The organism is Peribacillus sp. NPDC096540 (genome assembly GCF_050278525.1).
GTDB lineage: Bacteria > Bacillota > Bacilli > Bacillales > DSM-1321 > Peribacillus.
Window position 1 is genome coordinate 1 of sequence record NZ_JBNNTG010000073.1, and the last position, 8,978, is coordinate 8,978.

Below are 8,978 nucleotides of genomic sequence, written 5' to 3' on the forward strand. Positions count from 1 at the left end.
GATTAGTTGGAACGCCGTATGCGGTGAAAGTCGCACCTACGGTGTGAACAGGGGGAAAAGGGAGCGATAATTTCAAACCCTTACCTATCTGTATCTATAACAGGGGTTGCTTCGGCAGAAGGGGCCTGCCCTCATCTCCGATGTGCCTTTCACAGCACACCACCACCGTACGTACCGTTCGGTATACGGCGGTTCATACAAAGTCTAACGATGAAAATGGTAACGTTGTACTACACTCTTTAATCCTTAGGATTCCCAATAGGAATTTCCTAACGGGCCTAGTCACAGGATTCCTGCTGTAGACCGCAAAGTAAAGTAGCCAAGAGTACGCTAAAGTTATGGTAAAGATATTTGGTAATACAAAAACACTTCTTATTTGTAATATAGCTTAAATGTTAGAGACTTTAGCTGCATAACTATCTTTAAAACGGTGGTACCCAAGCAGAAGGTCAAGGATAGGAAGGGACAAGGTCACCCTTTGTCCCCTTTGTCCCATTACGCAGATACCTGGTTTTGTTTAGCCATTTTTGTTTTCGTCGCTTTTTCATTCAGCCATTCATAGATGATGGGAATGACTACGAGGCAGATAAGGGTTGAACTTATCATTCCACCTATAACGACCACACCAAGTGTTTGAGAAACAAGTGTGTTCGCATTATTAGAGAAAGCTAATGGAAGTAAGGTTAAGATGGTCGTTCCCGCAGTCATTAACACAGGTCTAACCCTTGTTGCGGTTCCAAGTAGTATTGCCTGCTTTGTTTCTATTCCTTCTGCAAGATTTCTTTCAATTTTATCAACAAGTACAATTCCGTTCGTAACAACAATACCAGTGAGCATTAACAATCCGATCAAAGCAGCAAGATTCCACTCCATTCTGAAAATAGACATACTCCACACGGAACCAATTAACGCCAGTGGAATACAAATCAGTACGGCAATCGGTGCATACCATCCGCGAAATACGGCACTAACAATCATAAGGACGAGGAGAATAGACAAGGCTAAAGCAAGGCCCATTTCCATCACCATTTGTTTTACCTGCTGGGAAATCCCCCCGATTGAATATTCGACACCTGGAGGCAGGTTCAAATTCTCCATTGTATCTTTCACTTGGCTTGTTACTTTCCCGATATCTCTTGTAATAATATTTCCTGTTACAGCAGCAAATGGTTGTCCATCCCGCTCACTGATCATAGTCTGGGTACTTGTCTCCAATGATGATATTTCGGCTAACGATACTATTGACCCATCCTTAGCTGTAAATGTTTCACTTCCTATTTTTGATAAAATGGTCTTTTCCGGTTCTAGATTTCCGGCTAATTCAAAACTTTCCTGTTTATTCATCTGAATTTCAACAGGAGTGATAAAAGTACCAGAGGAAATATCCACTCTAACGTGTTGAGGCAAATAATCATTGATTCGACTGAGAACCTCATCAACATTAATTCCTAAACTCTGGATTTTTTCCTGATTTAATGAAAGATAATGTTTGATTGGTGCGTCCTTATCATTTGCTATCCCTTCAATACTTAGACCTGGAATCATTTGAAGTTTACTTCTAACTGAAATGGCAGCTGCTTCAAGTTCCCTTTGGCCTCCACCTGTTAAAATGACTTTTAACCTGGAATCATCTCCAGAAATATTTTGATTGGATACCGTATAAACAGCATTTGTCGATAAAGAGCCCAGTTGCTTGCGCAATTTTTCCACAAATAAGTCGATATCGGTTTGATCATGAATTCCCACCGAAATGTTTGCGATGTTTTGCTTCTGCATCCAACCTCCGCCTTCATCAAAAACGTCATCAAACATCGGTGTAAAGGACGAACCAAGTGTGGAAGAAAATGTGTTCACCTCAGGTATATCCTTTAAAATGGTTTCAATATTTTTCACTTCTGCATCTACATCTGAAAGCTGTGCTTGCTCAGGCAACTCAACTTGGATCGCTACATCTTTCACATTTCCTCTTGGGAAAAAGTTTATCGGTAAAAACACAGCTTGGACAATCGTAATTCCAAACAGAGTCACAGCAAGAAGGGCAATCAGCTTTTTCTTTAAATAGAGCCTTTCAAGTATGTGCCTCGCTTTCGTCTCTATTTCAACTGACTTAGTAACCGATTTTTTTCTCCAAAGTATATAGGCCAATGCTGGCACAACAAAGATCGAAACTGCAAGTGAAATCACAAGGGCGATGACAACAGACCAGGCAAATCCGGAAAAAGCAGAGCTAATCATTCCTCCGATAATCGAAATAGGCAAAAACACAGCCACAGTGGTTGCAGTTGAGGAAGAAATGGCTGGAATCATTTCTATTACACCTTCAGCCAATTGCCGCTTGGTCACTTGTCCGCCTGATTCTTTCGTTCGCTTTCTATACATATTATCGATGACAACGATAGAATCATCGACCACACGGCCCATTGCCACAATTAATCCAGAAATGGTTAAGATATTTAAAGTAACATCCATCGCATGGAGGATTGCGGTTGTAAAAAGAAGACTTATTGGCAAAGACAAGGCAATGATCATTGTGGAATGAACATTCCTGAAAAACAAATATACACATAGGATAGAAAATACAATTCCGATTAACCCTTCTTTTATTAAGCCTTTTAATGCAGAATTAATTTCATGACCCTGATCCAATAACACAGAAAGCTTGATCACTTTTGATTGGATTTCCGGTATCGCATTGATTCGTTCGTTTATCCTCCCAGTCACTTCGGTAATGTTTGATGAAGGAGTCTTTAAAATATCGAGAATAACACTTGGTTGTCCACCTGTTCTCGAAATGGTTTGTAAGTCAATCATGCTATTGTCAATTTTCGCAACCTCTTGTAAACTTACAGTTCCGCCGTTTTTAATAGGAATTTGTACACTTTTCAGGTCGACACTATTAATGGGCCAATCTGTCACGCGGATCGGCATAGTTACTTTCCCTTCGGGTCCCCCGTTTTCTTGGATGGTTCCTTGAGGCATGGTTGGATGTATGGATGAAAGTGCATTTTGCACATCTTTTATCGTTAAGCCATATTGGCTTAGGGCATCGTCATTCAACGTCAAAAGATATCCATTTTTCCCTGTCCCCGTAACACGTACTTCCCTTACACCTGGAACATGTTTAATTTCATTTACTACTTTTTCTTGTATGGATGTGCGTAATTGATTTTCATTCATGTCATTCGAACCGCTCGTCAAACTTAACCTCATAATTGGAAACGAGTTGGTACTGACACGAGTGATCTGAGGTGTTTTCACACCGTCTGGCCATGTCGTTTTTTCGATGACAGCTTTTACATCATCCTCCGCTTTTTCCATATTGGTGTGACCAGGAAAATAAAGGCTCGCCATTAAACCGCCGTCAAATGAGTTTGCCTCAATATAGTTAAGATTATCAACAGTTCCTACAGCTTCTTCCACTTTAGTTGTAATGATTTGCTTAACCTGTTCAGCTTGATATGTATCTGCTTGAATGGTGATCATAAGTGCAGTGTTGTTAATAGGGGGAAGATAATCTCTTTGCATTTGAAATGCAGACATGGCACCCCATGCTAAAATGAGAACAACACACGTCAGGATCAAAACTGATCGTTTCATTGTTCCCTCAATCAATCGCATCATTTTTGAAAACCTTCCTTTTAAATAAGATGGGGTTGTATAAGAAAAAAGGTGGCCAATAGTTTTTTGATCCCAAATGGAAAATAATGTAAAATATTTTCAAGGTATAAAAAATGACTACTGTGCCACCCTTTTTTAATTATTTATTTGTTTTTATGCTCACCTGGATAAGGTTTATCTCCTTTTGCAGCTTTCCAAAGTATCTTGTTTAATTTATCAGAATCAGCATGGTCAACTCCTGTGAAGTCCAATTTTGCAGATTCCGCTGCCATTGGTGCAGTTTCCCCATTTTTTCGATCAAGCGGATATGTTGGTTCTTCTACCTTAAAGGATTTAAAGTTTGGCTTATGGGTAAAAGAATTAATCATTGGAACTGCAGAAGCATCGTATTGTGTCATTGGCTTCATTCCCAAGATCATTTCCATCGTACGAAGCATAGACGTTGTATCATAGAGTGTACTGTCTACATTTCCTGTTTGTGTGTATGGGCTGATCACAAGTGATGTTGTGCGGTGAGCATCAACAGAATCCCATCCATTTTGAGCATCATCTTCAGTTACAAAAATAGCCGTGTCTTTCCAATATGGAGAATTACTTACTGTTTCTACAAGTTTTCCTAGTGCATAATCATTTTGTGCAACCATCGCTTGTGGAGTTAGTTCTCCTTTTGTTGTTCCAAGTGTGTGGTCGTTAGGCAGACGAACAATTTGCAACTGAGGAAGATTTCCGTTCTCTTCATATTGATCAAATTCTTCTGCCCACGCTTCATAGCGGATGAGATCAGAAATTTTAAGATTATAGGAAGGAAAATCTGGGTCATAGTTATTTCCCAAACTAGCTTCAGTTGCCACATATTTCCCAGTATTTTTATCATATGCCGTGAATTCGCCATAGCTTCGGAAGGAGACACCCGAACGAGAAGCGTTTGTCCATAAGAATCCTGCTTTTGGATAGGCTGCTTCATTTCCACCTTCAAAATCATAGGCGCGGTTTCGCCCTGAATAGTTAGCAAACCAGTTTTTCTCCACATAATCGTTAGCTTGAGCCGCTGTCGACCAGTTATGTCCTTGGGCACTAATTTCAGCGTTTGCATAAAAATTATCTAATAATACAAATTGATCGGCCAACTTATGAAGATTTGGCGTAACGTCCTTGCCAAAGATCGTCAATTCTGGATCGCCATTACCTTTTTCCATATCACCAAACACTTGGTCATATGTACGGTTTTCCTTGATCACATAGATTACATGTTTGATTGGCGATTCTTGCCCTTCAAAACGAGGAATTGGAAACTTTTCGCTTGCACTGAATCCGGTTGGCTTATAGACTTCATTATTTTTTTCTACTATTTTTGTATATTTTTTCAGCTCTTTTTCATTAGGAACACCAATAAAGGACATCGTTCCTTGAATCATATTCCCAATATACTGGCCTTCCCGATTGGAACCAGCACCTAGACCCTTTCCATTAAGAACCATTAGTTTGTCATCATCTAAGTAGATACCACTTGGATACCAAGCAGTTGGGATCAATCCCTTCACTTCACCTGTTGTTAGATCAACAATAGCCACATCGTTATTTCCACCATTCGCAACATATAATGTTTTTCCATCAGCACTTAACGAGAGGGCATTTGGCTGACTTCCTGTAAGTCCATCTTCATTTGGAATTAATGAAATCGTTTTGATTTCTCTTTGTAGCTTTGGATCTACCACAGAAATGGAGTCACTGTCGGAATTGGATACATAGAGCGTTCCGTTTGCAGGGTTTTCCACGATTGCGTTCGGATGGAGACCTACAGCAATGGTACTTTTGACTGCCAACGTTTCTGGATCAATTACACTAATACTGCTTTCGCCCCAGTTGCTGACATAAAGTGAGCCTCCATCATTGCTCAAGACCGTTGCGTAAGGGTGTTTACCTACAGCCATTGTTTTGACAATTTGCTTAGAAACAAGATCAATTTTTGAAACAGAATGGTTTAAATTATTTGCTAGAAAAAGTGATTTTCCATCCTTTGAAACTGAAATTCCAGCTGGGTAGAAATTGGTTTTGCTTGCATTTGTAAGCAAGATTGGCGCTTGTTCAGTTAGTTTTCCGTTTTCAAATGCATATACCCGAATTTTGTTGTTACCTCCTGCTGATGCATAGACCGTTTTTCCATCTGGAGAGAATGCAACCCCAAAATAAAGTGCCTCTGGAGATTTGTAAGGAATCGTTTGTACTACCAGTTGACTGTCGGTATCCACAACTTGAAGAGATTGCTCACCTTGTCCATTATTTGAAACAATAAGATAACGATGATCAGGGCTTAATGCGCCTCCCATTGGAAAATCTCCAAGTGTTACTTGATCACCAGTAGGAGTAACTGCCCAACCATGTGGTGTAACAGCGGTTCCATCTCCTTTAGGTCCAACTAAGTTTGTGTAGGCAGCATAGCCGGTTGTTGATCCGAGAAGAACAGTTGTGAGGGAAACTGCCGCAATTACATTTTTTCGTTTCATTAAGATTATCCCCTTTGTCATAGAGTTTGATTGCAAATACAATATTACTCCTGTTATGTAAATTAGCAGTTAAAATTAATCGAAATAATATTAAGAATATTAGGAAAAATGGAGGGTAGATTTTTTTAATTATTAGGAGTAATAAAGAGGGATTTTTAAAAGAAAATGGACAAATTAAGGGACAAAGGGACCAGGTTTTTTGTCTAGGTAATTGATGGTTTTAAATTTTAATTTGTTATCTGTCCGAATGTCACTTCCAAAGGCAATAAAGTCCTAGCGGGACACCTGGACAGTTCCTTTTAGCTGGTTTTATTTATGCCAATCCTTTAAAAGCTCTTCGTTGATTTCTTCAACAGTTTCTTGAGTACCATCTTTTTTTACTATCTTTACTTCTGCATCTTTTACATCACTGATTCCATACCAAAACCTCTTATTATCTTCAACCTTGATGATTTTTGCAATCTTATCTCCTACATTCACTTCAGAAATAGATTCGTCACTAATTGCTCCCGAATAAATGTATGGTACTTCGTACATTGAAGACCATTGTACGGGAGTATCCCACTCTGCACCTCTTGTTCCTTTCCAGTTCCACTTATTGTCTTCTTTTTCAAAATATGCGATAAAGATTTGTTCTCCGTTTAGATTGTGTTCTTTAAATATTGCAATGGCATCATTTTTATGCACAGCATTCATTTCCTGTGAATCAACGAATAGGAGTAATTCTTTTCCCCTTTATGCATTTTATCCATCGTTGTATGAAAGAAATCTTCAAATGTTTGTTCTTGCGAGCAACCACCTAATAATGCTAAATAAATTATAAACGTAAATAATATCTTTCTTTTCAAACTAATCCCCCTAAGCGATACCTTTTATCTTCATTCCATATTAACATCTTTTCCCAATACTCTCACTTACTCAATTCAATTTCCATTAACTGGCCCTTTAGTTGAATAAGGTCCCAAAGTATCAAATGAATACTCTATACAAATCTAGTTTTCATAAAATTGCTTATGAGTAGTGAAAACACCCTGGAATTTATTCCAGGGTGTTTTTCGTAGATAGTTGGGGTTCTGCAAAGAACAGATTGATTTTAGTACCCCATCAGGAAAGCTAATGTTTACTATGCTGGGTGCTATTGCTGATTTTGAACGTGATTTAATCAAAGATAGAACCACTGAGGGACGTGAAAGGGCAAAAGCTAAAGGAACTCATATGGGACGTAAAGGAAAGGACGAGAAGGACGTTAAAAAGGCTTTGAAGCTGTATCAAGAAAGAGAATCTAATAGATTAAGTGTAAATGAGATAGCTAAAATGACAGGCGTTCCACGTTCCACTATTTACGCTAAAGCGAAAGAGGCGAGACTTTAATAGGGGGTAGCATCGAAAAAATATGCTATTCTTTGTAAATGCTGCTGAAAAGAAAATTCCCTATCATTTATTAATTTTAGAGAATAGGCATTTAAATAAATTAGGAGGAAGAAGCCGTTGAAGACTAGTATCATCATTATCGATGACCATCAGCTTTTCCGTGAAGGTGTTAAGCGTATATTAGATTTTGAATCATCCTTTGATGTTGTTGCCGAAGGCGATGACGGAAGCGAGGCTATCGGTCTTGTTAAAATACACAAACCAGATGTTGTTATCCTGGATATCAACATGCCAAATATAAACGGTGTCGAAGCAACTAAAATGCTTGTAAACCGTTACCCTGAAACGAAAGTCATCATTTTATCGATTCATGATGATGAAAACTATGTACAGCATGCATTGAAAACAGGAGCACAAGGTTATCTGTTGAAAGAAATGGATGCAGATGCGTTAATTGATGCTGTTCGTGTAGTCGCAGAAGGTGGCTCATACCTTCATCCGAAGGTGACACATAATCTAGTCAAAGAATATCGCCGTTTAGCTGCTGATCGTGATTCAGTACATGCTGTAGAGATCAGAAGACCGCGTCATCTATTGACTCGACGCGAGTGTGAAGTTCTTCAAATTTTAGCAGACGGAAACAGCAACCGTGCCATCGGCGAAACTTTAAACATCAGTGAAAAAACAGTAAAAAACCATGTGACTAACATTCTTCAAAAAATGAATGTAAACGACCGTACACAAGCTGTTGTTCTAGCTATTAAAAACGGATGGGTAGAAGTGAAATAATTTCAACTTATGTTAAGTCCAGCTCTTCAGTTTTCGCAATGCGTGCTGAAGAGACGGGATTTTCTTACGAAACGAGCCTTAGAAGCAATTCTAAAGGCACGTTTTTTTTTTGAGGTTATATTGGGGTAGCATCAGGAAAATGCGTATTTACAACGATAAGCATTCTGATACAAGTCATATGGACATTATGAACTCTATTTTGTAGGTGATTGGAATTGTGACTAAAAAGACTCTACTCTATTGAGATTGTGAAAGAATGTACTTAAACTAAAGGGGCAGTTTAGTTTAAGTGGGGATATCGACTATTATGGTAAAATAAATGGAAAAATAAGGTGTGGATGGAGGTATCGAAATGAAAAAGGTTATTATTGGTATTATAGTTTTATTTGCACTGTGGCTATTACTTCCGTTAATCGGCATAAACTCATCAAATTTAATTCCTCATGTAATTGAATGGGCTACAAAGTTCATTCTACCGTGGATATTATTGTATTGGATTATTAGATTCATTAAAAATTCAGAAAAAAATCAATAGCTTTCTTTAGCTAACGGGTGCGTTAGCTTAAGTTCGGAGCTGTCTATAAGGCAGCTTTTCTTATGGAACTAAACCAGCTAATAGTTTGTCAACATTTTTCAATAAAAACTTAAAATATTTCATGCTATACTAAAAATATGCATGCCAAATAACCTACCTGA

Annotated in this window: 5 protein-coding genes and 1 pseudogene; 2 read left to right on the forward strand and 4 right to left on the reverse strand. The window is 38.5% G+C overall.

The features are described 5' to 3' along the window. Positions 1–495: 495 nt before the first annotated feature. The 4 genes from ACQKMR_RS27625 to ACQKMR_RS27640 all read right to left on the reverse strand — a co-directional run bounded on the left by ACQKMR_RS27625 (position 496) and on the right by ACQKMR_RS27640 (position 6,970). Complete coding sequence (locus ACQKMR_RS27625) at positions 496–3,621, reverse strand: efflux RND transporter permease subunit (protein ID WP_427700123.1); 3,126 nt, start codon at positions 3,619–3,621, stop codon at positions 496–498. Between the two features lie 140 nt (positions 3,622–3,761). Next, positions 3,762–6,122 carry an alkaline phosphatase family protein gene (locus ACQKMR_RS27630; protein ID WP_376111574.1) on the reverse strand — a complete coding sequence of 787 codons (2,361 nt, stop codon included), beginning with the start codon at positions 6,120–6,122 and terminating at the stop codon, positions 3,762–3,764. Between the two features lie 309 nt (positions 6,123–6,431). Then, positions 6,432–6,809 (reverse strand): hypothetical protein, encoded by a 378-nt coding sequence (locus ACQKMR_RS27635; protein ID WP_427700124.1) that lies wholly within the window; start codon positions 6,807–6,809, stop codon positions 6,432–6,434. 5 nt (positions 6,810–6,814) lie between these two features. Then, positions 6,815–6,970 carry a hypothetical protein gene (locus ACQKMR_RS27640; protein WP_427700125.1) on the reverse strand — a complete coding sequence of 52 codons (156 nt, stop codon included), beginning with the start codon at positions 6,968–6,970 and terminating at the stop codon, positions 6,815–6,817. A 223-nt stretch (positions 6,971–7,193) separates the two neighbouring features. Between ACQKMR_RS27640 and ACQKMR_RS27645 the strand changes: the two are divergent. After that, positions 7,194–7,493, forward strand: a pseudogene (locus ACQKMR_RS27645) (recombinase family protein); the annotation flags it as partial. A gap of 117 nt (positions 7,494–7,610) precedes the next feature. After that, complete coding sequence (locus ACQKMR_RS27650) at positions 7,611–8,282, forward strand: response regulator (RefSeq protein ID WP_427700126.1); 672 nt, start codon at positions 7,611–7,613, stop codon at positions 8,280–8,282. Positions 8,283–8,978: the final 696 nt, after the last annotated feature.

Excerpts from the sequence above, each read along its gene's own strand:
- ACQKMR_RS27625 (WP_427700123.1), bottom strand. The coding sequence starts at position 3,621 with ATGATGCGATTGATTGAGGGAACAATGAAACGATCAGTTTTGATCCTG.
- ACQKMR_RS27630 (WP_376111574.1), bottom strand. The coding sequence starts at position 6,122 with ATGAAACGAAAAAATGTAATTGCGGCAGTTTCCCTCACAACTGTTCTT.